Source organism: Streptomyces sp. DH12 (assembly GCF_020873895.1).
GTDB lineage: Bacteria > Actinomycetota > Actinomycetes > Streptomycetales > Streptomycetaceae > Streptomyces.
In genome coordinates, this window is sequence record NZ_JAHWGT010001357.1 from 1 (window position 1) to 420 (window position 420).

Genomic DNA, 420 nt, shown 5'->3' on the forward strand with positions numbered 1-420 from the left:
TCCCACGGGGGTCGGGCAGCTCCGTCGACACCACCGTCGCCTTCGGCCAAGCGTCTCTAGGCGCTTCAACGGGGGTTCGGGGGCCCTTGGTCTGGGTGCGCGGTTTGGTCTTGCCCGTGGTCCCGGGGATGGGCTTCTCGAAGGCTGCGGGAACGACCGGCGCGTCGCCGCCGACAGCGGTGGCGGGCTGCGTCACGGCCTGAAGGAGGGTGCCGACCATGAGGGCGGCTGAGGCCGATGCTATTCGTCGCCGCAGTGCCCGAAGCGGTGTGGCGATTCTGCCGTTCATCCTGTCTCAATTCCTTCGTTTCGCTTCGGGCTGTCCTGCCCGGCGGCACAGGGAATGGGCTGTGGGCTTGTCTGGTAAACAGAGAAGGGCGACGCTGCCGGGTCCGACCCCGGCACCGTTCCTTTCAGGAG

General features: G+C 67.9%; 1 protein-coding gene. It reads right to left on the reverse strand.

The features are described 5' to 3' along the window. A partial coding sequence (locus tag LPA54_RS40060) for a hypothetical protein (RefSeq protein WP_228985345.1) occupies positions 1-289 on the reverse strand: 289 nt, incomplete at its 3' end. Positions 290-420: the final 131 nt, after the last annotated feature.